A 22,645-nucleotide genomic window follows, 5' to 3' on the forward strand; every position below is an offset into this window, starting at 1 on the left:
GTATATCCGTTTTTGGCGAGGAAATCCTTTCCGTCGAGCTGGAGCAGGCAGTATACGATGGGATTGGTGGGGTCGTTCAGCCAGTATTCAAAAGGTTTGGACGTGCCGAAAGCGGCATCAAGGTCGGGGGTTTCCATAATTTTTTTTCGTTGTTTTTGTGTTTATTTAAGCATATTTTAATTTGAACTTTAAACAGAACCAAATATGGAAAATATGCTTATTTCAAATATAAAAATATTTTTTAAATATGCAAAACAATCGTGAATTTATTGACAAATATCTAGAAGTGTGATGAAAAATCAGCTTTTTCTGCATTTACACATAAATAAGAATTGTAGCTATAATTTGTCCTATAATTTATATTATGTTAAATTGTAATATTTTCAAACTTTCAAATACTATTCCTAAACCAATCTATAACAAAAATAAACTGTAGCTCAACTGCACTTCTCCACAACATCTAAATCTTGCCTTAATAAAGTGAGTAGATTAATAAATCAAATTTAAAACGAGATTTAAATTTCCTAACTTTGTATATTACAATTACATGAAAGAATAATAATATGTCAATAACAAATGAACAAGAATTAATTGGGATGCAAAAAGTGAGTGAAGCTGTTGCATATACTCTGAAAGAAATGATTAATTATGCTGAAGCAGGTATGACTACAAAGGATGTTGATGAGTATGGAGCCAAAATACTCTCCCATTTTGGGGCAAAATCAGCACCTTATCTGACTTACGGATTTCCAGGCTGGACCTGCATCAGCGTAGATAATGAATTTTGTCATGGTATTCCGACAGATAAAAGAGTTTTAAAAGAGGGAGATTTAATTAATATTGATGTTTCGGCTGAGCTCAACGGATATTGGGCAGATAATGGAGGGTCATTTATCATCGGAAAAGATATTAACCAACATCAGAAACTGGTGAATGCTTCTAAAGATATTTTAGAAAAAGCAATTAATAATATTAAAGGAGGGACAAGAATAGCTGATATAGGATTTCTTATGGAAACTGAAGCGAAAAAAAGAGGTTTTAAAGTGATTAAAAATCTCGGGGGGCATGGCGTTGGAAGAAGTTTGCATGAAGAACCGGATGAATTAATGAATTATAGAAATCGTTATGATTCCAGACGGTTTAAAAAAAATTCTGTTGTAGCAATTGAAACATTTATTTCAACACATTCAAATCTTGCAGTAGAATTGAATGATGGCTGGACGATGGTGGGTAATAAAGGCGGATATATGGCTCAGCATGAGCATACAATTGTAGTGACAGATGGAAAGCCAATAATTTTAACCCAAATGAATGATATTTTGAATTAAAATATCTACAAAAATTTATAAATAAACCTTCCTATTTACATGGAAAGGTTTATTTAAAATAGGAAAAAGAAATTTTAGTGAATAAATTTCATAAAAGAGAAATCAGGATCCTGCATTTCTATTTCGTTTTCGCTTGATGCCGATTGTGCTTCAGAAGCATAAACAAACATTTTTTGTTCATAATCATTAATGGCAGCTTCTATTGTTTCAAATTTTCCATTGAATAAGTTTTCAGATAAAGTTAGCGTATCCACAAGCCCTGTATTCACACCCTGACCTGCAAACGGAGGCATTAAATGTGCAGAATCACCAATCAATGTGATTGGCAAAGGGCGGTCGGTTTTCCAAGGTTTGTTTAAGGGCAGTTTTCTCGTAGGCAATCCGACAAAAAATTTGGTTTCGCGGAATAATTCTTTATAAACTTCGGCCCAATCTGAAAATCGGTTTAAAAAGAATTTTATAATTTCATCCGGGTTTTGGAAATTTAATTGATTTTCATGACTCCATTCTTCAGGTTTCTTAAAAATAATTCCATACGTTAACGCTCCACTGTTATACGGGTTGGCAACCAGTAAATTTCCTTTGTAAGCTGCCATCAGCCTTTTGCCACCGCATAGATGATAAAATTCAGGACAGTTTACTTCCGGCTTAGGTATATCACCCTGAATAATAAAAGTTCCGGTATCTTCAACTTCGGTTTCGTTAACATAATATCTTGCTTTTGACATTCCGCCGTTTGCTATGATGACAAAATCCGCCGTTTCATCAGGTATATTATCAAATTGCAATAACCATTTTCCGTTACTTTCTTCAAGATTGGTCAATTTTCCGTCCCAGATAACAGTTCCTGTTTTTAAACTGTCAAGAAGTAAATTCCTTAAATCATTCCGGTTGATTTCCGGGTTATCAAATTGATTTTCAGGAGTAATTTCTGTTGTAGATAATATTTTAGCATGTTCGTCAGCGATATTAACTCCCATAGGTAAGGCATTTTCATAATATTTTTCCAGTAACCCTGCTTTTTTCAGAGCTTCCTGCCCGGAACCTGCATGCAAATCGAGCGTACCACCCCAAATTCTGGTTTTTGAGTCTTTGTCTCTTTCATAAACACTTACCTCTACTCCATTTTGTTGTAATAATTTTGCCATTGTCAACCCAACTGGTCCTGCTCCTATGATGGCTACCTTTTTATCATTCAGTAAATTGTGCATTTTTTATCTGTTAATTTCATGACAAAATTCTGAAATATAATGGTGTCAGGATTGTATAAATGCGACAAAATCATAATCCGGAATCTGCTCTTTTTTTGCTTTTCGGGCAAATTTTGAAGGTGTAGTTCCGCTGTAACGCCTGAATTCTCTGCTTAAATGGGCCTGATCGGTATAGCCTGATTCAATAGCTAATTCTGCGAGATTAGAACCTGGTTTTAACCATAATTTATTTCGCACCTGCTCAAAACGCATCAATCCGGAGACGTCTTTCATAGTATGACCGGAAGATTGTTTGAATTTTCTTTCCAGCGTACGTACGGTTGCATGAGCTGCATTTGCAATTTGATTTACCGGGATAGCTCCATTGGCTTTTCTCATCGCAATTCCTGCTTTATAAAGCAAACTATCGGTAGAAACCTGAGTATTTAGAAAATATTCTTTTACCAGGTTTACAGCTTCTTCTATCTTATTCTTATCAATAAAGCTTTGTAATGCAGAATGAAGTTTGGCAATAGGATGTTCAAAAATATGAACCCCATTTTTGTTGGAAGCTAAGCCGAGCAAATCAAAAACCGTCCAAGGAAAACATCTTATAGCAATTATTTCCAAACGGTTTTTTGTGTGAAAATGTATAGGTTGGTTGAGTAGCCCGACTAAAAATGGTGAAGGTAGATTTTGCAGCTTTCCATTGAGAGAAATACGGCATCCGCTTCCGAAATGGAAAATTATTTCTGCGTATCCGTCAGGAATTACCTCAAAACTCGTCTCCGTTTCTCCAAAATCATTATTGTTGTACCAGAAACATTTTATAGTATCCTGGAGTTCTTCTGGCGGATAAAATTCCTTGTGCATTTGAAGTTTCATTAATAATGAATAAAATTACTAAATAATTAGCTTTTTGATTTAATTTTCCTCCTCCAAAAACAAAGAATTTTTCTTAAGTTTTTTTCTCTTCTACATTATTTTGAAAGCGAATAGGATGTAATTTGTTCTTTAAATTTGTTCAAATGAATAATTAATCTTAATTAAATTTAATAATTATATATCAGGTTAAACCATTAATCATAAGATTATTGTTCGTATTTTTGTAGTATTAGTTTAATTATTTCACAATCATATTTAATATGAATCCTAATATTCAAAACCCTGTAATAAAAGCGGTATTTTTTGACGTAGACGGTACTTTAATCAGTTTTAAAACAAATAAAATTCCGGAATCAACACAGGAAGCAATAAAAAAACTTCGTAAAAAAGGTATTAAGGTTATTGTTGCAACAGGACGTTCTATAAATTCTCTCGATCATATCAAACATATGGAATTTGATGGGTTTATTACATTCAACGGAGGGTATTGCATTACTACAGACGGAAATATTATGTTTAAAAAAGCAATTGATTCTTCAGATATTAAAGGATTGATTAATTATTCACGGAAATTCCCTTTAAGCTTTTCATTAATGTATGAGGATAAGATCGAGCTGAGCGATGCAACGCCGGAAGTTGTCGGAATGTATGGTCACCTGAATCTTCCTGTTCCGCCTTTGCATGATAAGGATAATATTGATGTCGACAATGTCCTTCAGGCTAATATTTTTCTCGGGCCGGAAGATGAGAAAATATTTATGGAAAAAGTGATGCCCAATTCTATTGCTTCCCGATGGACTCCCCTTTTTGCAGATGTGAATCCGGGTGGAATCACAAAACAAAACGGTGTCGAAAACTTTTGCAGGTATTTTGGGATTGATATTTCAGAAACGATGGCTTTTGGAGACGGAGGGAATGATATTTCGATGTTAAAATCTGTAAAAATTGGCGTGGCAATGGGAAACGCTAATGACAATGTAAAAGAGATTGCAGATTTTATAACAGAAGAAGTTGATAATCACGGAATTGAAAGGGCTTTAAGGCATTTTGGACTTCTTTAGTTTAATGATTTACCTAAAAAATTTTAATCGTAATTTATTTTGTGGTATATGTTTTATGATAATATATCCAGAAAGGCACAATATGTGTATTTAATAAATAAATCACATTAAAAAATTTTAGTTATGAGAAGTATATTATGGTTAGTCGCAGTCATTTGCATTGTCGTTTGGCTTTTAGGAATGTTGGGTATCATACCAGGAATCAGCACAGGTTACCTAGTTCATGTTTTATTGGTAATTGCCATTATTGTAATTCTTTATAATATTATTACGGGCAGAAAACCACTCGATTAAAGTTGAAAAACGTGTAATGAACTCTGTTCAATTTTATTTAAAACTTTAAATATAAAAAATCCCTGACAATAATTGTCAGGGATTTTTTACAAAAACAGGATCTTACTTTAATGACAGAGTCTATTTTTAATGGCCTTTAAAATTATTTATTTTGTTTTTGCTGGAGCAGATGTTGCTCCTAATTTAGATTTTACAGTGGGTGTGATATCTTCGCCACCATCCATATAAGCGATATTGTTGTTTCCCTGCGAAGTGGCTATATCAAACACATAAGCTAGTCCTTTTTCTTTAGCAACAGTAGAAATCATGCTTGCTACTTTTTTCTGAATGGGTGTAAACAATTCGTTTTGCTTTTGAGAGATATCCTGAGCTGCTTTTGTACGGGCAGCTTCGATAGATGCACCGAGCTCTTGTAATTCAGTTTGTGCAGCCGTAAGCTCTTTCATTATGGTTTCTTTATTGGCTTCGCTTAGAGTCTTTTCCTTATCCTGAGCAGCTTTTAATTTTGTCTGGTAAGTATTAATCAGTTTTTCTATTTCTGCCTGTTTGGTTTTAGTAAAAGCTTCAACATTAGATTCGGCTGTTTTAGCTTCTGAAAGATTTGCGAAAACTTCATCAGAATTTACGTGACCGATTTTTTGCTGTGCATTGATAAGGTTTGAAGTAAAAAAGAACCCTACTCCTGCGATAAATACTGTAATTAATTTTTTCATTTCTATATTGTTTTAAATTTTTAGTTTGAATTAAAGGTAACAAATATAATAAATATCCCTATATTTTTAGTGATACCAGTACATAAAAGAAGCCCGAAAGAAAATCGGACTTCTTCTTGAAAGAATCTATAGTAAGTAATAAATAAAGAAATATTAAAAATTGTAGCGGATTCCCAGCTGCGCCTGAAATCTTGATGCAAACTGATCAATAGTGTACGGTGATGTAGGTGTTGTAAAGTTATACGTAGGATCTCCTGCAGATGGCTGCCCTGTCGCAATATTTCCAACTTTTGTTAAACCAACACTTGCTGTTGAATTAAATGTATTGGGTACAAAATATACTTTGCCCCAATTTTTGTTTAATAAATTGGTAAGATTAATAATACTTAATGAAATTTGAATATTGTTTTTAGATTTTTCGCTTAGTCTTATTTCATCCATAATTCTGAAATCAGCCTGAATATTCCAAGGGGTAAAGTCCCCGTTTCTTTCTGTAAATTTTCCTCTTCTGCTGTTCAGATATTCATTACCGCTAATGAATTTTTCATAATCTGCAACCTGTTGAGCAGCGGTTACCAAAATATTTCCCGAAGCATCTTTTATCGGTGCCATATATTTTGCCGCTTCGGTTGCATCTTTAAAGATATAGGCAAGACCTGCAGCCTGACCTGTATTTGCAATAGTACTGTTTACAAACCCCCAGGAAAAAGGATTTCCTGATTGGGCATTAAAGTAAACGTTTGCAGATAATCTGTTTGACGGTGAAAGATTTAAGGAATATCCAAGATTCGCAACAATTCTATTTTTGATAGCAAAGTTGGAAGTTGCCAATTGAGGATCATTTGGCGTTAGAGACTGGTTCATTTGCCAGTTACTTTCCATCGAGTTTCTAATACCGTTTGTTATATCTTTTGCATCACCGTAAGTATAGGCAACGAAGAAATTTAAACCAAAATTATAAGATTTTGCAAGCTGTGCCGTCAAATTATATCTGTATCCTTCTTTTGTGTTGGAAAGCATATAGGCATTCGAGAAGTTATTGTTGATATTGGTTGTGTAAATCGGCATTTCGTGGTTGGTATCATAGCTGAAATACGTCACATCATCAGTTTTGTTTACCTGCTGGAATTTTAAGTCATAAAGAACTTTCGTGTAAATTCCTTCCAGCGTAAGTTTATATCCTGAAAATGTATAATCAAAGGCTAATGAACTTCTCCATACTCTAGGCATTTTAAAATTATTATCAATTAAATCTACCTGTACTTTTGAAGAATTTTGCCATTTCGGGAAATTTGCGCTTACCAAAGGATCTCCGTTTGCTGCTAATTGAGCTGCTGTAGGCGCATTATAATCATAACTTCCAAAGCCTATTCCGTCATTATAATAAGCATAGCCCAGCCAGGCAAAAGGAATTCTTCCTACAAAAATACCTGAGCCACCTCTCATCACAACCGATCTGTCTTCTGTAAGGTCAGCTGTAAATCCTAATCTTGGAGAGATCGTAGGTTTATTCAGATAATTGTTTGTAAGTTGGTTTAAAGGGGTATAGCTATATGTATTTCCTAAATTTGGGTCAGTCGGCGAATTGGTAACCTGTTGACTCAAAAGAGGTTTGTTTGGTAAGTCGGTATAGTCTACTCTTATTCCCGGAGTCAGTCTTAATCTTCCTAAATTAATTTCATCCTGGAAGTATAGAGACAATAAATTAACCTTATAATGAGCGTAAGGATTATCAAAAAGTGATTGCCTGTCATCTCCGGCTAAAGAATAAGTTCCTCTTATTCTCGCGGGATTTGCATTATAAAAATCATTTAAGCTTTTATAAGAAATTCGTCCGTTTAACGCATTTACAAAACCATAATCGATATTGTACAATTCGTTGTGAGTTCCTAATAAAAAGGTATGATGACCTGTTTTATACGTTAAATTATCTGTAATTTCGAAAGTTTTCTGTTTCATGTTAAAAACAGTGGCTTCCCTATCGTTTCCAAGTAAAATGGTTCCCCCGTTGTAAGCAATTTCCACTTGTGGGAACATCGGGTTTTCGGAAGTTGGATCTCTGTAATCGTGAATTGATGAATATCCTACGATTAAATTGTTATTCCATTTATCATTAAAACGGCTTTTCAATTCTAAAGTTGTGGTAGAAGCATTATTTTTCTGGACGAAATCCATGTTTGAAAAACGGAAATTTGCGCCATCTCTTTCTAAGTTTGAAGCTTGTGAAAATACAGTATTGTTTTTAATGGATAAAGTATGTTTATCGTTGATTTTCCAGTCTAATTTATTGAAAAGCTTTGCACTTTCAGAAAAATTATTATATTGGTTAAAGCTTCCGACATTGAAATTGTAATTATTTCTTACGAAATCTGAAATTTGCTGAGCCACGCTTTCATTTACTAAAGCGTTTGGATCGTCTGCATTGTAGAAAACAGGATCAGTTCTTTTTGTGTATTCAAGGTTTGTAAATAAGAAAAGCTTGTCTTTTACCACAGGTAACCCTACTCTCCCGCCGTAAATAAAATCTTCGAAGGAATTAGGCATTTTAGAATTGTCTCCTACTCTATTTCGGCCTGTAATAGAAGCATTTCGGCCGTACATATATAAAGAGCCTTCTACATTATTGCTACCGCTTCTTGTTACCGCATTGATACTCCCACCCAAAAAGTTTCCTAATTTTACATCATACGGAGCAATATAAACCTGCACATCCTGAATAGCATCCAAGCTAATGGAGTTGGAACGGGTACTGCTTCCCGGCATTCCTGAGGTCCCTGTCTGACCTCCCAAAGAAGGGCTAAATCCAATCGCATCATTATTAATAGAACCATCAATCGTAACGTTGTTATATCTGAAGTTGGTTCCGTTAAAAGAATTATTAGCACTTTGAGGAACCAGTTTTGTGACATCCTGAATGCCTCTGTTGATATTTGGAAGCCCTGAAATCTGTGCCTGGCTGATTCCTACTCCAAATTTAGCATTAGTTGTTCTTTTTGAAGTCAGTTTTACTTCATCAATCATTTTTTCTTTGTCTCCACCCAGTTCTACCACAGGAAGGTCGTTACTTCCCAATGAAAGCTGTACATTATTGTTGGTGTATACAACATTGGAACCTTCTGTAATTTCAATTTTATAAGGACCTCCCGGTTGTAGATTGTCTAAACTAAATTGTCCCCTACTGTTACTTTTGGTTTCAAAAGTACTGTTTGTTGGTACATGTGTTACTTTAACGGTCATTTCGGAAGTAGTACCACGTAACCTTCCGAAAATTTTAGAGCTGGTTTCCTGCGAGAAAGCAAGACTGAAAGATAATAATGCTATTGTACAGATTATTTTTTTCATTTTTTTATTACTTCAAAAATTATATGGCAAAATTATCTTCAGGAGGAGTGTATTTGCGTTAACATACAGATAACATTATATGACATAATGCTTAACATTTTCTTAAAAAAAAATTAAAGAAATTTATTTGCATAAGATTTTATCTATATTTTAAAAATAATAAAACCCCTATTTGTAAGGGTTAAATGAAGATTTTACAGCTAATGTCACCATTAATTTTAAATAATATATATCCGATTAATTGATACATTTTAAATTATCTTCATTAATTTTAGGTCTGAAAACAATTAATTATGAAAATAAAGATCATGAAATCTTTTCTTATCTGTTCTTTTATTTTCTTGGGAATTTTTGGACAAGCTCAGGAAAAGAAATCGGATTCTATAATGATTACTGTATTTCTGAAACATCAACAGGATAAAAACCTCGCCGAAAATCAGGAAATTTTAAAAGCCAATAAATTTTACGAAACTTTTCCTCCTGCTTCTGCACGGGTTGTTTCCTGGTATGTAATGATGGGAATCGGACAGGTTGTAACGGTAAAAATTCCGGCTTCAGAATTGAGAAACTTCAATTTATCTGTCGAAAAAACTGCCTGGAAAGCCTTTAATACAGAATTTTATCCCACATATGATTATAAACCAATTTGGGAAGATTTGAAAAAACAGAACTCAAAAAAATGAGTTTTATATTGTGTTTTAATCATTTTACATGAGGATGCCAACACTTTGTAACAACATTTTCCACATCACTTATCCTTCGTTATGCTATAACCAATTGACCATTCTATCAATACTATTTCTTAATTTTTCGATATCACGAAAGTTACCTGAATTATTTTGTTTGATATATTTTTCAGCATTTTTAAAGAAAATTCCCATATCTTTTTTCGTTACATCAGTATTTCCGTAAATTATAAAATCAATTTTATTTTCAGCAATAATGAGACTTGCAAACGCTGTGACATAATTTCCTTTTTTCATTAATAAAAATGGAATTCCAAAATTTTCATTGACAGTTTCCAGATTGAATGTTTCCAGAAAAATTTTCTTGAGTTCAGGAATATCAGAGATATAAACTTCGATAAAGTGGCTCTTTTGTTGTAATTTGTATTCCATTTCCATATTCTTTGATTATTGATGAAACAAATGTATTGAGTATAAAAGATAAGACACAGATACAGAATACAGTATTTTTATGGATACAGATTTTTATTTGTAATCAAAATAAAAAATACCGGCAAATAAGTTTGCCGGTATTACTATTTATAGATAAATTTTTATACTAAGCGGGAACTTGTGCTTTTTCGTAAATCAAACCTTCTGATTTGAGTTCTTTCCAAAAATCTGCAGGAATTTTTTCATTTAATGCATTAATGTTATCCTGAACCTGGTCCGGTTTACTCGCTCCGGGAATTATTGAAGCAAATTCATCTGCAGCCAATACAAAATGAAGTGCCGCATGGAGAATATTTGTATTGTATTTTTTAGCAATTTCATTGATTTTATCACGCTTTTCCTTCATTCCTTTCGGGATTACATTGGTATAATTGTATCGATCTCTTCCTGCAATAAATCCGGAATTAAAACCTGCTCCGGAAACCAGTTTCACACCAGCTTTTTTTACGGCGGGAAGAAGCCTGTCAACAGCATCTTCATGTTCTAAAATCGAATATTGAGTCGCAGAAAGACAAATATCAGGATCAGCAGATTCAATACAATCAAGAATGGGTTCTATTTTATTGACGCCCATTCCCCAAGCCTTAATCACGCCTTGACTTCTCAATTCTGAAAGAATTTTAAAAGCTCCTTCTCTTGCCTGTTTCAGAAAATAAGGATAACGGTCTCCCACCTGATCTTCCGACAAATCGTGAATATAAACAATATCGATATGATTTAGACGGGTTCTTTCAAGGCTTTCTTCAATAGATCTTTTGATGGCATCTGCCGTATAATTATGTTCAAAATCATAATTCAAAGGAGCTTTCCACATCGTAGGCGGAACTTCATTCTCAGGAACTTCAACAAATAATCTACCGACTTTTGTAGAAAATATAAATTCATCTCTATTTTGGCCATGAAGAAAATTTCCGAATCTTCGCTCGCTTTTCGTTAATCCGTACCAAGGTGAAGTATCATAATATCTGATTCCTAAATCCCAGGCTTTCTGCAAAACTTCATAAGATTCTCCATCTGTAAGGGCTTCAAATGCAGTTCCGATAGCTACTCCACCTAATCCTAATTGGTGTTTTTCGGTTAAAATGTCTGCTTTCATATGATAATATTTAAATTTTGGTTGTTGTAAAGGATACAAACATTGTGCAGAGTTTTGTTTTTAGGTTAAATATCTTAAACTTTCTTTGGCGCTATTCTTGAATGAAAAATAATACCACTTCAATATCAAATACTATGAAAAAACATATCGTAATCGTAGGCGGAGGATTTGCGGGAATTAATCTTATCAAATCTTTGAAAAACGACGGTAGATTCCGTATTACGCTGGTTGACAAAAATAACTATCATTTTTTTCCACCGCTTATTTATCAGGTGGCAACTTCCTTTATTGAAGCGTCAAATATCAGCTATCCTTTCAGAAAGCTGTTTTCGGGGTATAAAAATGTGCACTTTCATATGGGAAGCCTTACGAAAGTTAACTCTGAAAACAAAATAATTGAAACAGATACAGGAAATTTAAGTTATGATTATCTGGTAATTGCTTTAGGAACCGAGACAAATTTTTTTGGGATGGAAAATGTGCAACAATGTGCTCTTCCAATGAAAAATATAGAAGAAGCCCTTTATCTTCGAAACTATATGTTGCTTAATCTTGAAGAAGCGGCAAGAAATAAAGATATCAAAACTGCTCAAAAATTACAGAATGTAGTCATTGCAGGAGGTGGGCCAACAGGCGTAGAGCTTGCGGGAATGCTGGCTGAAATGGGACAATTTATCGCTGAAAAAGAATATCCTGAAATCAAAAGCAGGCTTTCAAACTTATATTTAATAGATGCTTTGCCGACACTGCTTTCACCAATGAGTAAAATGGCTCAGGAAACGGCTTATAAAAAACTTGAATCACTGGGTGTAAAAATTATTCTAAATGTATCTGTAAAGGATTATATTGATGGAAAAGTTATGTTATCAGACGGAAATTCCATAGAAACAGAAACTTTGATTTGGACTTCCGGTGTTACCGGTCGTGAAGTTCCCGGTTTACCGGGAGAAAGCATTGGAAAAGGAAGAAGAATTTTAGTTGATTCCCACAATAAGGTGAATGGGACTGAAAATATTTATGCATTAGGTGATATTTCTCTTCAGTTTTCTGATGAAAAATTTCCGAAAGGCCATCCGCAATTGGCACAAGTTGCCATTCAGCATGGTAAACATTTAGCCAAAAATTTTAAAAGGATTGAGGAAGGGAAAGCCTTGCTCCCATTTACGTATGACGATAAAGGAAGTATGGCAATTATTTCTAAATTTAATGCTGTCGTGGATTTGCCCAAATTCTCATTCAGAGGTTTTTTTGCGTGGTTAACTTGGCTGTTTATTCATATTATACCGCTGGTAAGTTTCGGAAACAAAGTTCGCCTTGCGGTAGAATGGTTCAGATTATTTATTACTAATAATCCTTCTATCAGGCTTATTTTAATGCCTAAAAGAAACGCTAGCAAAACGTAAAACTTGAAGGTAACTGATATATTTCATAAATTTACGGAACTGTAACAACTCGGTTATGGAATAAAATTGCCAAATAAGTGAAAATTCATAATAAAAGAAAGTATCTCAGCTTTCTGAAGTTTAAAAGAGACTTTCAAAAATATGGACTTGAAAAAGCACGAAGTTACGAGCTTATTCTTCATTGGCTAAACAACAGGCTTAGCCGAAATCAGTTTCTTGTACTTTCCGGGATTATTGTAGGATGTTCGGCAGGTTTAGCAGGAGTTATCCTGAAAACTCTGGTTCATAATATTCATCATTTTATTACGACTAAAGTACACTTTGAATACCAGATTTTATTTTATGTGATTTTTCCTTTTTTGGGAATTGTTCTTACGGCGAGCATTGTTTTGACCATATTTAAAGGACAGGACCGAAAAGGAATTGGTGCTATTTTATACGAAATTGCTCAGAACTCAAGTATCGTTTCTTCAGTTAAAATGTATTCTCAAATTGTTCAAAGTGCTGTCACTGTTGGACTTGGAGGTTCTGCCGGCCTGGAAAGTCCGATTGCCGTTACAGGTGCGGCTATTGGTTCAAACTATGCCCAAACCTATCGATTAAGCTATAAAGAGCGTACCCTCTTATTAGCTGCAGGAGCCACAGCGGGAATTGCTTCTGCTTTTAATGCGCCGATTGCGGGAATCATGTTTGCTTTTGAAATTTTGCTGACGGGTGTTGTTTTTACAGATTTTATTCCATTGGTTGTAGCAGCGGTTTGTGGGAGTCTGTTGTCAAGGATTTTACTTCAGGAAGACGTACTTTTCCGATTTTATACAAGGGAAGCTTTTAATTATAAAAATGTCCCTTATTACCTGATTTTAGGAATTGTAACGGGTTTGTATGCCAGGTATTTTGTCATAATTTCTCAAAAAGTTGAGCATTTCATGAAAGGGCTTAACTTGTCCCGACTTAGAAAAGCAATGTTTGGAGGGGCTGTACTTTCCTTGTTATGTGTACTTTTCCCTCCTTTGTTCGGTGAAGGTTATGATACGGTAAAAGCCTTTACCAATGGAGATACCCATCAGATTATAGAGAACAGCTTTTTCAGATATTTTGAGATAAAAGACTGGACGATTATTATATTTCTGATTCTTGTTCTCCTGTTAAAAGCTTTTGCAACTTCTTTTACCATTTTCAGTGGCGGAAACGGAGGTAATTTTGCGCCCTCACTTTTTGCCGGCGGAACGGTTGGATACCTTTTTGCAATAGTCTGTCAACAGATTGGTTTTACGGAAGTTCCCGTTACCAATCTCGTTTTAGTGGGAATGGCGGGTGCAATGAGCGGAGTAATGTATGCGCCTCTTACAGCAATTTTCCTGATTGCGGAGTCTAGCTTCGGCTATGATTTATTTATTCCTTTGATGATTGTTTCTATTATGTCTTATCTCATTGCAAAATGGTTCTCTCCTATTTCTCCGGAATTAAAATCGTTAGCAGATCAGGGAAAGATATTTACCAACGAGCATGATAAAAATTTATTGTTTTCATTGAAAACAGAAGATTTTATTGACAGATATTCGCAGGCTGTTCATGAAAATGCTCCCATTACAGAATTATTCGAGCTGGTAAAAAACGGGAATAAAAATATTTTTGCAATTATTGATGAAAATAAGATTTTAAGAGGAATTTTAACATTGGATGATATTCGTCCGTATTTGTTTACCAATGAAAAAATTTCAACAACAATTATTCAAATTATGAAAGCACCTCCAGCAGTAATTCATCCTGAAAACAAACCTTTGGAAATCTTACAGACTTTCGATGATACAGGAGTATGGAATTTACCCGTTGTAAATGATAATAACGAATTTATAGGATTTATTTCTAAATCAACAATATTAATGAGTTACAGGCAATTACTTAAAGAATATTCTGATTGAAACTAAAAAATAAAAGCCGTTCAAAAATAACTGTTGAACGGCTCTTTTATCTTAAAATTTAATTAAAATTATTTGCTGGCTTCATTTAAAAGCTCGATATCGGAAGAACTTAATTCAATTTTTGGTGCTAAAAATAATGTTTCAAGCTGAGATTCACTTGTTGCGCTTACAATCGGTGCCGTAATTAAAGGATTTGCCAATAACCATGCTAATGCTATTGTCGCCTGTTTTGTATTATACTTTTTGCTGATTTCATCTAATGCCTTTAAAACTTCCAATCCTTTAGGATTTAAATATTTTCTAACCCCTTCTCCTCTTTGGCTTTGGGCAAAATCGGATTCATCGCGGTATTTTCCTGTCAAAAATCCTGCGGCTAAAGACCAATATGGAAATACACTTAAATCAAACTGTTCCACTAAAGGAGCATAATCCTTCTCAAAACGCTGTCTTTCCATTAAATTATAATGGGGCTGAAGTGCAACGTATTTTGGAAAGCTATTCTTTTCTGCAACTTCGAATGATTCTTTTAACCTTTCAGGAGATAAATTAGATGCTGCGATATAGCGGACTTTTCCTGCTTTTATTATTTCATCATAAGCTGATAAAGTCTCTTCAATTGGTGTTTTATTATCATCAAAATGCGTATAATAAATATCGATATAATCGGTCTGAAGCCTTTGTAGGGATTCATCAACAGATTTTAGAATATGCTTTTTACTGATGTCAAAGCCATGCTCTTTTGTTTCAGAGCCCACTTTTGTTGCGATAACAAGACCATGTCTGTTGTCTCTGTTTTTCATCCATTTTCCGATGATTTCTTCGGATTGACCGCCTTTTCCATTTACCCACCAGGAGTAGGTGTCGGCTGTATCGATAAAATTGAAGCCTCCATCTACAAATTTGTCTAAAATATCAAAAGACTGCTTTTCATCCAGTGTCCAGCCGAAAACATTTCCTCCAAAATTAATGGGTGCAATAGATAAATCGGTGTTTTTTATTCTTCTTTTTTCCATAAGAATTATTGAGATTAAAGAATTATTATTGATTAGCCTAAAGATAGTAAATATTAAAACGGTTAATTGTTTAATCTCTCTATTCCATTGATATTTTTTCTCAATGAAAAAAGGTCAACATTTAACGTTGACCTTTATATTTTGTAAGTTACAAATGTATATTAAATCTCTCCCATTACGTACATATTTTCCATTGTAGGAACTTCACTTCCGCCTTGCTTTTCAAGAGTAATAGCAAAGGCCTGAGCTTTAGGAATATTGGCAAGTGCAATTTTGCTGTCCTTTTCCTCGGTATACATTCCTGCGCTTACAGGTTTGCCGTCTGCAATTGCCCAAAGCTGATACTGCATTCCCTGAGGCGCTTTAGGAAGACTTTCTGCGTTCAGATATACTTCTCTTGTTTTTTTATTCCAGAAAACCATTGCTTTAGAATCTGCATGCTTTTCTACGCCTTTCAGTATGATCATCTGCATTTCAGGATTGGTAATCATATTCATTTTCTGATTCATTCTCTGCATTGCTAAATCCTGAGATCGTTTTTCAGTCTGCAATTTAGCAATTTCTTCCCTGGTTTTAGATTGGCTGTTCATCCAGAAAAGATTTCCGGCAATACTTACCAGAAACAAAACCGAAGCTGCAATTGCATATGTTTTCCAATTGCCATTTCTTTGAATTCTAATTTCTTTCTGAGGTTTTGCAGCGGGTATATCCGTGGAAATGACAGGCTGTATTTCTTCAACAATCTGGTCTTGCTGAATCCTGATCCAAATCTTTGATTTTAAATCGCTTGGAGGTGTTACAGCCTGTGCTGTAGCCAATTCTTCCAAAGTTTTTTGTGCTTCTTCAAAAGCCGCTTTTACTTCAGCATTGTTCTTCATCACACACTCCAAAATGCCTGCTTCCTCGGGAGAAGCATGACCTAGAATATAAGATTCTATAATTCCGGATGATATGTATTCTTTAGTGTTCAATTTATTGATAATCTTTTAGCAAATCCTTTAATTTCATCAGTGCGTTCCGCATTTTCGTTTTTACTGTTCCCAGCGGTATTTTCAGTTTTTCGGATATTTCGTTTTGGGTATATCCCTGATAATATGCTAGGTTGATAAGTTCTTGTTTATCAACCTCCAAACCTTTAAGTACATTATTAAATCCAATAAAATCGGACGAGTTATTGGTGGTTGAAAGTTCGGCAGAATTATATACGAAATCAGGAAGCGGTTGGTTTTTGAGTTCATTTTGGAACCCTTTTGATTTTAAATAATCTATCGCTGTATTTCTTGCAATATTGATCATCCAGGTATAAAATCTTCCTTTTGATGCATCATATTGATGGATAGAATTCCAGATTTTAACGAAAACATCCTGAATAATTTCTTCAGTATATTCTTTAGACTGTACAATTCGGAGAATAAGACCATAAAGTGCACCGGAATAATGGTCATACAAATAATGAAAACCAGATTCGTTTTTTTCTTTAAGCAAAACGATAAGTTCCTCTTCCGAATAGTTTGTTTTAATAGTACATATTTTTCGGTTCAAATGTAATAAAATAAAACAAATAACAAACAAAAACCCAATATCTTTTTAAATAGTAAAATGATTTTAATAAAATGTTTGAAAATTTTTAATATAAAAGAATATGCATTACCGATTTATTAATTTTTAATATAAATTTTATCCTTTTTAATAAAAATAAATCACTGATTATGAGTGTTTTAAAAATTAAATATTTTTTTTTAAATCTAAAACAAAACTCCCCTCGTAAATGACAGTAAGAACAAAAAATCAGGTAGTAAAATTAATTAAAAAATGATACAATGAACACAAGATCAAAAATCACAGTATTAGGAATGATAGTTTTATCATTCGCTTTCAGTGGAAAGGCAACCGCACAAATGATGAAAGAAAATACAGTAATGGTAGGTGGCGCAGCAATGTACCCTTCTAAAAACATAATTGAAAACGCTGTAAACTCCAAGGACCATAAAACACTGGTTGCGGCAGTAAAAGCAGCGGGTTTGGTCGAAACTTTACAGGGAAATGGCCCTTTTACAGTATTAGCTCCTACAGATGCGGCATTTGCAAAATTACCAAAAGGTACTGTGGAGAGTTTAGTAAAACCGGAAAATAAGGCAACACTGACAAAAATTTTAACATATCACGTTCTTCCGGGAAAATTTAATGCTAAAGAAATTTGGGCTGCAGTAAAAACCGGAAAAGGGAAAAGTATGATGAAAACAGTTGAAGGTGAAGAACTTACTTTCTGGACAAAAGGAAAAGATCTATACGTAAGAGACGCCAAAGGAAACGATGCTAAAATTACAATAGCTGATGTGAATCAGTCAAATGGTGTTATTCATGTTATTGATACGGTATTGATGCCGTAAATGGTTTATTAGTTGTAAACAGCATACTTAGTATGCTGTTTTTTTCTATTTATTGTTCAAAATATCAAATACTTAAAAATAATATTATGAAAAAAACTATTCATGTTTCTAGTCAGGGAGCTACCCTTGATACAGGGAGACGAAACTTTTTAAAACTGGGAGGTATCGGCCTTGCAATGGCTGGACTTACCCTTATCGGTTGTGATGATAATGACGATTTTGACTTTTCAAATTCTAAAATTTTTGATTTAGGTTCCGGAGATGTGGGAATTTTAAATTATGCCTATGCTTTAGAACAGTTGGAAGCAGATTTTTATACCAAAGTTGTTAATAATTTTTATTCAGGAATTTCCAGTGTGGAGAAAGAGCTGTTTACAGATCTTTACCATCATGAGGTGATTCATAGAGATTTTTTCAAAGCTGCAATAGGCGGTGTGACGTCTAATGTTTTACCAACGCTGGAATTTCAATATTCTAATGTGAATTTCAATGACAGGAACTCTGTACTAGCCACTGCGAAAGCTTTGGAGGATACGGGAGTTGCTGCTTATAACGGAGCCGGGAAGTATATTGCCAATCCGGATTATCTTGTTATTGCAGGGAAAATAGTATCTGTGGAAGCAAGACATGCTTCAGCGATCAGAAATGCTATTAATCCCGGAACGGCTGCTTTTTCAGGAGATGATGTGATTGATGCTAACGGGTTAGATCTTGCCAAAGAGCCTAAAGACATTGTAATGGCAGCGGGAGGATTTATAAAAACTCCTTTTACATGGAAAGAGCAAGGAATTATTTAATTATTCAACTTCAAAATCTACTATTATGAACATTCTAAAATTACTGGATAAACTTTCTAATGATAAATTTTTCACTACGGAAGCTACAAGATTAGAAACCCTTACAAATATTACGGAATTTGGTAAAAAAGCAGCAGTTGCTTCTGTTCCTCTGGGACTGGGAGTGTTGATATCAGCTCCTGCAAAAGCAGAAACTCCGAGGTCTTCTGTTTCAGGAAATGTATTCAAAAGTACTTTAACTGATGCTTTACAACTTGCTTTAATTCTGGAATATCTGGAAAACGAATACTACTCGATGGGACTTGCTGCAGGAGCTTTGATTCCGAGTGCAGACAGAGTTGTTTTCATGCAAATCGCAAAACATGAATCTGCTCATGTCAACTTTTTAAAAAGTACATTGACTTCTCTAGGGGTCACACCGGGAGCAAAACCTACTTTTGATTTTTCAGCAGGAGGTAATTTCTCGCCATTTACAGATTATAATCAATTTTTAGTTCTCGCACAGGCTTTTGAAGATACAGGGGTGAGAGCCTATAAAGGACAGGCTGGAAATGTAATGTCAAATAAAGCGGTGTTACAGGCGGCTCTTCAGATTCACTCTGTAGAAGCCAGACATGCTTCTCAAGTCAGAAGGATGAGAGCAAATAAAGGATGGATAGAATTGGCAAACGGCGGAAATATGCCACCCGCAACAAATCCTGTCTATGCAGGTGAAGATAATACCAATCAGGCAGGATTTAATACTGCAACTACCTTTGGTGCAGCGGCCGGTTCTGCAGCTTATGATGAAATTTTAAGTGGGAATGATGCTCAGACAATTGCTTCTTTGTTTATTGTTTGATATAATTTCTTAATATTAGGTGTTGATCCTTTTCCAGATTCACTTGGAAAAGGATTTTCGTTTAGATAAAAAACTGATCCTTTATACATAACAATAAAAGACTAACTCTTAAGCTAGTCTTTTATTGTTATCATTTAAATTTAATTTACTGTTTCATCCAATCCTGATTTTCCTTTTTATCGGAACGTTTTTTACCATTGTCAAAATTATACGCAAAACCAACTCCTAAAGTCTGCTTTAGCTGTGTTTTTTGAATCTGATTATGATCGTACAGTAAATCCAACGTTATATTAGTTGAAATGAATTTGTTAATTTTCATATTCAAAACACCGCTGTATGAAAGAACAAGTCTTTCAGGATGCTCTAAATAATTTGAAAATACCGATCCTGTATTGATTAAGCTGATATTATCCATCAGTTTTACTTTATAAATTGCTGTTCCCAAAAAACCAAACTGGAACAATGAAGAATCGCCGTCATGCTTCAAACCATAAGTTCCGGCGTATTGCAAATCGTCATCCAAAACAAATGTCCATCTTGCATTGGCAGGACGTAAGGTCATCGTAAAATTATCATTTGGCCGATACGTTACACCTGCTCCCACATTTACATATCCCGGAGCCATAAAATTGGAAAGCTTTGCTGCATCAGGATTGTTCCCGTCTTCATAGCCGGCAGCAAATTGCGTCTGCAGACTAGCTCCACCAGAGATATACCAGTTTTTTGCAAATTCACGGCCATAGTTAGTAGAAAGGTTGATAACATCCTGAGTTTTTCTGGTGCCTATTCCTTTTGTGTTGTTTTGTCCATAACCCAAAATGATGATGTTTTCCCAAAGATCTTTTCCTTTTTCATAAGTCATATTGTAGTTTACTCCGGCAAGCCATCCAATATTATTGGCCCCGCCCCCTACCCAATTTGAAAAGGCAGCTTGGTTTAGCATTAATGTATTCTGTGCTTGAATACTCCAGGCTTTTGTAGTATCTGCAACTGATGCATCAGTCTTTGCCTCTTGTGCAAAAGCAAAACTCCCTAGAAAAAGGGAAGCTGATAATAAAGTTTTTTTCATAGTTTATTTATTTCAAGATTAAAATTAAAAATAATATTTCATATTGAAATGCAAAATGACAAACTTATGTAGAATTAAAAATTATTTATTCATATATTAGAGATATAATTTGTAGTAATATCTTTATATATTTTAAATAATTTCATAATCCGTAATACCAGTTGTAAAGCGGCGGAAACCAATACGTTGAAGATTAATTTAAACTAATTTTTCTGCAGAATAAGAGATGTGCAATTAAGGCTGATAATCCCATCGTTGTACCAACAAAACATACACCTGCCCATTGTGCCTGTTGCCAGGCGATAGAAGCCGTCCATGTTCCTAATGAACCACCGATGAAGTAAGAAACCATGTAAACGGTGTTCAGTCTATTTACAGCATTTGATTTGATTAAAAAATAATTGGTTTGATTCATAATGTGGCTGGACTGCACTCCTAAATCAACAAGAATAACTCCGGCAATAAGTCCCCAATATGTTTCTCCTGCGAAATACGTAAAAGCCCAACTTCCCAAAACGACTAATAAAGAATAAAAAATAATTCTGTTTAAATCTAAATACTTTTGAAGCTGGCCAACTTTTGCTGCAGCCAAAGCTCCAACTGCTCCTGCCAGTCCGAAACTTCCAACAACAGAAGAACCCGCGTTGAAAGGCGGTTTTTCCATGTGAAAGACTAAAGTGGTAAACAATGCACACATTGAACCAAATGCCATTGCTCCACGAAAAGAAGCCAATTGCAAAATGGGTTGAGATTTCGCCAGATATGCCACAGAACGCATCAGTTCTTTATAAGTTCCTCTAAAATTGGGTTGGATTTCCGGGAGCATTTTATAAACGGCTATCCATACCAAAATCATTATTCCTGCTGCAATTCCGAACATGGCTCTCCAGCCCCACAGTTCACCAACAATTCCTCCAATAAAACGAGATAAAAGAATTCCTAAAAGTAAACCCGACATTACCAATCCTATGTTTCCTGAACGTTCTTCATCAGACGAAAGTTCGGCTGCGATAGGTACAAAAAGTTGCGGTATTACAGAAGTTGTACCAATCAGTAAACTTGCTGCGTACAACATCCACAATTGACTGGCAAATGCCATCCAAAGTAATGAGGCAAAAACTAAGAGCAAATCAATGAGGATTAATTTTTTTCTTAAAAACTTATCTCCTAAGGGAACAATTAATAAAAGCCCTGCTGCGTATCCTAACTGTGTAAGTACGGAAATTTTACCTGCTGCACTTTCTGAAATTTTTAAATCATTTGAAATAAGGGCCAATAAGGGTTGGTTATAATAATTATTTGCTACTACAAGGCCGGAAATAATTGCCATTAACCAAATAACTGTACGGGAAATTCGAGGGGAAGAATCAGGCTGCATGAAAATCTGGAATTAAATTAAGCAGCGAAATTACTATAAAATAAAGCCAATTAATAATATGTTTCATTAAAATTTTATGTAATTGCCATTGATAAAGTAAGTTTTATTGTAGTTTAATTTTTTAACATTTAAAATATTTCTATTGGTCGGATTTTTGAATGATAACTGTAGATCAGATTATTAATTTGTATAATTTTTTAAACCAAATTACTTAAAATATATTATTATGTCAACACAAAATCTTACCCATCAGGAAGCAATTAAAAAAATCAAAGAACTGTCGGAAAGCGCGAGAATCTGTATGTTTTGTACAGAATTGGGAAATGTGCCTGTCAATTCCCGGCCAATGACACTGCAGGAAACTGATGACAGCGGGAACCTTTGGTTTATCAGCAGCGATATCAGCAACAAAAATTTTGAAATAAAAGAGGATCGCAGAGTCCAGCTTTTTTTTATGAACAACAGTGATTCTCAATATCTTTCTGTATATGGAAATGCGTCTGTTTACAAGGATAAAACTACTATTGAGGATAAATGGTCGCCATTGGCAAAAGCATGGTTTGAAGAGGGTAAGGATGATCCTAAAGTTTCTATTATTCGGGTAGAGCCGGAAGAAACCTATTATTGGGACACAAAAGCAGGAAAACTGGTAAGTTTATTCAGTTTTGTAGCTTCTGCAATTACAGGAATTAAGACCAATAATTCTGACGGTGTGGAAGGAAATGCTATAGTTTAGCAAATTCGG

21 protein-coding genes are annotated in these 22,645 nt (G+C 34.5%); 10 read left to right on the top strand and 11 right to left on the bottom strand.

The features are described 5' to 3' along the window. Positions 1-563 precede the first annotated feature (563 nt). Positions 564-1,328, top strand: a complete 765-nt coding sequence (gene map / locus ACM39_RS07175; RefSeq protein WP_048510367.1) for a type I methionyl aminopeptidase — start codon at positions 564-566, stop codon at positions 1,326-1,328. Between the two features lie 74 nt (positions 1,329-1,402). On the opposite strand, the gene ACM39_RS07180 is transcribed toward map, so the two are convergent. After that, the gene (locus tag ACM39_RS07180; RefSeq protein WP_048510368.1) at positions 1,403-2,539 is read right to left on the bottom strand and encodes an FAD-dependent oxidoreductase; all 1,137 of its coding nucleotides are present in this window, start codon (positions 2,537-2,539) and stop codon (positions 1,403-1,405) included. A 45-nt stretch (positions 2,540-2,584) separates the two neighbouring features. Further along, positions 2,585-3,391, bottom strand: a complete 807-nt coding sequence (locus tag ACM39_RS07185) for a helix-turn-helix domain-containing protein (protein WP_048510694.1) — start codon at positions 3,389-3,391, stop codon at positions 2,585-2,587. Between the two features lie 272 nt (positions 3,392-3,663). On the opposite strand from ACM39_RS07185, the gene ACM39_RS07190 reads away from it, so the two are divergent. Both ACM39_RS07190 and ACM39_RS19025 read left to right on the top strand, forming a co-directional pair. Next, positions 3,664-4,464: a Cof-type HAD-IIB family hydrolase gene (locus ACM39_RS07190; RefSeq protein ID WP_048510369.1), complete on the top strand. Its 801-nt coding sequence runs from the start codon at positions 3,664-3,666 to the stop codon at positions 4,462-4,464. A gap of 123 nt (positions 4,465-4,587) precedes the next feature. After that, a complete protein-coding gene (locus ACM39_RS19025) occupies positions 4,588-4,758 on the top strand; it encodes a lmo0937 family membrane protein (protein ID WP_117590730.1) in 171 nt (56 codons plus the stop codon). 146 nt (positions 4,759-4,904) lie between these two features. On the opposite strand, the gene ACM39_RS07195 is transcribed toward ACM39_RS19025, so the two are convergent. Together ACM39_RS07195 and ACM39_RS07200 are read right to left on the bottom strand one after the other, a co-directional pair. Next, a complete protein-coding gene (locus tag ACM39_RS07195) occupies positions 4,905-5,471 on the bottom strand; it encodes an OmpH family outer membrane protein (protein ID WP_048510370.1) in 567 nt (188 codons plus the stop codon). A gap of 153 nt (positions 5,472-5,624) precedes the next feature. Further along, positions 5,625-8,813, bottom strand: a complete 3,189-nt coding sequence (locus ACM39_RS07200; protein ID WP_048510371.1) for a TonB-dependent receptor — start codon at positions 8,811-8,813, stop codon at positions 5,625-5,627. Positions 8,814-9,106: 293 nt separating this feature from the next. Between ACM39_RS07200 and ACM39_RS07205 the strand changes: the two genes are divergently transcribed. Further along, complete coding sequence (locus ACM39_RS07205) at positions 9,107-9,496, top strand: hypothetical protein (protein WP_228377072.1); 390 nt, start codon at positions 9,107-9,109, stop codon at positions 9,494-9,496. Between the two features lie 84 nt (positions 9,497-9,580). On the opposite strand, the gene ACM39_RS07210 is transcribed toward ACM39_RS07205, so the two are convergent. After that, complete coding sequence (locus ACM39_RS07210; protein WP_131701426.1) at positions 9,581-9,931, bottom strand: hypothetical protein; 351 nt, start codon at positions 9,929-9,931, stop codon at positions 9,581-9,583. Between the two features lie 166 nt (positions 9,932-10,097). After that, entirely contained in the window at positions 10,098-11,087 is a 990-nt protein-coding gene (locus ACM39_RS07215) for an aldo/keto reductase (protein ID WP_048510373.1), read from the bottom strand. A 134-nt stretch (positions 11,088-11,221) separates the two neighbouring features. On the opposite strand from ACM39_RS07215, the gene ACM39_RS07220 reads away from it, so the two are divergent. Together ACM39_RS07220 and ACM39_RS07225 are read left to right on the top strand one after the other, a co-directional pair. Next, the gene (locus tag ACM39_RS07220; RefSeq protein ID WP_048510696.1) at positions 11,222-12,490 is read left to right on the top strand and encodes an NAD(P)/FAD-dependent oxidoreductase; all 1,269 of its coding nucleotides are present in this window, start codon (positions 11,222-11,224) and stop codon (positions 12,488-12,490) included. 77 nt (positions 12,491-12,567) lie between these two features. Continuing rightward, a complete protein-coding gene (locus tag ACM39_RS07225) occupies positions 12,568-14,412 on the top strand; it encodes a chloride channel protein (protein ID WP_048510374.1) in 1,845 nt (614 codons plus the stop codon). Positions 14,413-14,480: 68 nt separating this feature from the next. Here the strand turns inward: ACM39_RS07225 and ACM39_RS07230 are convergent, their stop codons facing one another. The 3 genes from ACM39_RS07230 to ACM39_RS07240 form a co-directional block, all read right to left on the bottom strand. Next, positions 14,481-15,425, bottom strand: a complete 945-nt coding sequence (locus ACM39_RS07230; RefSeq protein ID WP_048510375.1) for an aldo/keto reductase — start codon at positions 15,423-15,425, stop codon at positions 14,481-14,483. A 161-nt stretch (positions 15,426-15,586) separates the two neighbouring features. Continuing rightward, positions 15,587-16,396, bottom strand: a complete 810-nt coding sequence (locus tag ACM39_RS07235; RefSeq protein ID WP_048510376.1) for an anti-sigma factor domain-containing protein — start codon at positions 16,394-16,396, stop codon at positions 15,587-15,589. 1 nt (position 16,397) lies between these two features. Next, positions 16,398-16,967, bottom strand: coding sequence for an RNA polymerase sigma factor (locus tag ACM39_RS07240; RefSeq protein WP_228377073.1), 570 nt, complete (start codon positions 16,965-16,967; stop codon positions 16,398-16,400). 278 nt (positions 16,968-17,245) lie between these two features. Here ACM39_RS07240 and ACM39_RS07245 point away from each other — a divergent pair, with 278 nt between their 5' ends. The 3 genes from ACM39_RS07245 (at position 17,246) to ACM39_RS07255 (ending at position 19,453) form a co-directional block, all read left to right on the top strand. Continuing rightward, on the top strand, positions 17,246-17,815 hold the full coding sequence (locus ACM39_RS07245; RefSeq protein WP_048510377.1) for a fasciclin domain-containing protein: 570 nt from the start codon (positions 17,246-17,248) through the stop codon (positions 17,813-17,815). Between the two features lie 86 nt (positions 17,816-17,901). Then, positions 17,902-18,612 (top strand): ferritin-like domain-containing protein, encoded by a 711-nt coding sequence (locus ACM39_RS07250; protein WP_048510698.1) that lies wholly within the window; start codon positions 17,902-17,904, stop codon positions 18,610-18,612. Between the two features lie 25 nt (positions 18,613-18,637). Then, positions 18,638-19,453: a ferritin-like domain-containing protein gene (locus ACM39_RS07255; protein WP_048510378.1), complete on the top strand. Its 816-nt coding sequence runs from the start codon at positions 18,638-18,640 to the stop codon at positions 19,451-19,453. Positions 19,454-19,598: 145 nt separating this feature from the next. Here ACM39_RS07255 and ACM39_RS07260 read toward each other — a convergent pair whose 3' ends face one another. Both ACM39_RS07260 and ACM39_RS07265 read right to left on the bottom strand, forming a co-directional pair. Next, a complete protein-coding gene (locus ACM39_RS07260) occupies positions 19,599-20,522 on the bottom strand; it encodes a DUF3078 domain-containing protein (RefSeq protein WP_048510379.1) in 924 nt (307 codons plus the stop codon). A 193-nt stretch (positions 20,523-20,715) separates the two neighbouring features. Then, a complete protein-coding gene (locus ACM39_RS07265) occupies positions 20,716-21,852 on the bottom strand; it encodes an MFS transporter (RefSeq protein WP_262483794.1) in 1,137 nt (378 codons plus the stop codon). Positions 21,853-22,126: 274 nt separating this feature from the next. On the opposite strand from ACM39_RS07265, the gene ACM39_RS07270 reads away from it, so the two are divergent. Then, complete coding sequence (locus ACM39_RS07270) at positions 22,127-22,636, top strand: pyridoxamine 5'-phosphate oxidase family protein (protein WP_048510381.1); 510 nt, start codon at positions 22,127-22,129, stop codon at positions 22,634-22,636. Positions 22,637-22,645 lie beyond the last annotated feature (9 nt).

It is taken from the genome of Chryseobacterium sp. FH2 (assembly GCF_001045455.1).
In the GTDB taxonomy this organism is placed as follows: domain Bacteria; phylum Bacteroidota; class Bacteroidia; order Flavobacteriales; family Weeksellaceae; genus Chryseobacterium.

Coding starts and splice junctions, on each gene's coding strand:
- map (WP_048510367.1), top strand. CDS start 564: ATGTCAATAACAAATGAACAAGAATTAATTGGGATGCAAAAAGTGAGT.
- ACM39_RS07180 (WP_048510368.1), bottom strand. CDS start 2,539: ATGCACAATTTACTGAATGATAAAAAGGTAGCCATCATAGGAGCAGGA.
- ACM39_RS07185 (WP_048510694.1), bottom strand. CDS start 3,391: ATGCACAAGGAATTTTATCCGCCAGAAGAACTCCAGGATACTATAAAA.
- ACM39_RS07190 (WP_048510369.1), top strand. CDS start 3,664: ATGAATCCTAATATTCAAAACCCTGTAATAAAAGCGGTATTTTTTGAC.
- ACM39_RS19025 (WP_117590730.1), top strand. CDS start 4,588: ATGAGAAGTATATTATGGTTAGTCGCAGTCATTTGCATTGTCGTTTGG.
- ACM39_RS07195 (WP_048510370.1), bottom strand. CDS start 5,471: ATGAAAAAATTAATTACAGTATTTATCGCAGGAGTAGGGTTCTTTTTT.
- ACM39_RS07200 (WP_048510371.1), bottom strand. CDS start 8,813: ATGAAAAAAATAATCTGTACAATAGCATTATTATCTTTCAGTCTTGCT.
- ACM39_RS07205 (WP_228377072.1), top strand. CDS start 9,107: ATGAAAATAAAGATCATGAAATCTTTTCTTATCTGTTCTTTTATTTTC.
- ACM39_RS07210 (WP_131701426.1), bottom strand. CDS start 9,931: ATGGAATACAAATTACAACAAAAGAGCCACTTTATCGAAGTTTATATC.
- ACM39_RS07215 (WP_048510373.1), bottom strand. CDS start 11,087: ATGAAAGCAGACATTTTAACCGAAAAACACCAATTAGGATTAGGTGGA.
- ACM39_RS07220 (WP_048510696.1), top strand. CDS start 11,222: ATGAAAAAACATATCGTAATCGTAGGCGGAGGATTTGCGGGAATTAAT.
- ACM39_RS07230 (WP_048510375.1), bottom strand. CDS start 15,425: ATGGAAAAAAGAAGAATAAAAAACACCGATTTATCTATTGCACCCATT.
- ACM39_RS07245 (WP_048510377.1), top strand. CDS start 17,246: ATGAACACAAGATCAAAAATCACAGTATTAGGAATGATAGTTTTATCA.
- ACM39_RS07250 (WP_048510698.1), top strand. CDS start 17,902: ATGAAAAAAACTATTCATGTTTCTAGTCAGGGAGCTACCCTTGATACA.
- ACM39_RS07255 (WP_048510378.1), top strand. CDS start 18,638: ATGAACATTCTAAAATTACTGGATAAACTTTCTAATGATAAATTTTTC.
- ACM39_RS07260 (WP_048510379.1), bottom strand. CDS start 20,522: ATGAAAAAAACTTTATTATCAGCTTCCCTTTTTCTAGGGAGTTTTGCT.
- ACM39_RS07265 (WP_262483794.1), bottom strand. CDS start 21,852: ATGGCAATTATTTCCGGCCTTGTAGTAGCAAATAATTATTATAACCAA.
- ACM39_RS07270 (WP_048510381.1), top strand. CDS start 22,127: ATGTCAACACAAAATCTTACCCATCAGGAAGCAATTAAAAAAATCAAA.